This window comes from Thiorhodococcus minor (assembly GCF_010820565.1).
GTDB classification, from domain to species: Bacteria; Pseudomonadota; Gammaproteobacteria; order Chromatiales; family Chromatiaceae; genus Thiorhodococcus; species Thiorhodococcus minor.
The window spans coordinates 1-362 of sequence record NZ_JAAIJQ010000370.1 but is presented as its reverse complement, the minus strand read 5'-3'; the positions used below and the strand labels follow the sequence as shown (position 1 = coordinate 362).

Genomic DNA, 362 nt, shown 5'->3' with positions numbered 1-362 from the left:
GCCACTCCGGCCATACGCCCGCGCCGACGCCTATCGGGGACTACGCGCCTTCGCTTCGCTCTCCATGGCGCGCAGCGCGGGTCGTGCTCGCGCGCGAGTTTGGCGCCCGAGCGTTTGCCTTTCTTCGGCAGCACCGGGAAATCCACCAGCTCGGCGAGGCGTTGTTGGTTGGCTGGGCTGTGAAAGCCTTTGTCGAAGCTCACGCTCGCCACTGGCGAGAAGCCGCTGACCAGCGCCTCGACCAGCGGCACGGCCATCTGGTCGTCGGTTCCGTGCGGCATGACACGACCGGAGTGTCGCGTCTGCGCTCGTGATACCCGTCGGGTCGATCCCTCGCCGACGGGACTCGCGCAGGGCGACAA

Annotated in this window: 1 pseudogene; it reads right to left on the bottom strand. The window is 68.2% G+C overall.

Features of this window, described 5'->3' with window-relative positions:
- A pseudogene (locus G3446_RS27840) lies at positions 1 to 287 on the bottom strand (ISNCY family transposase); the annotation flags it as partial.
- Positions 288 to 362 lie beyond the last annotated feature (75 nt).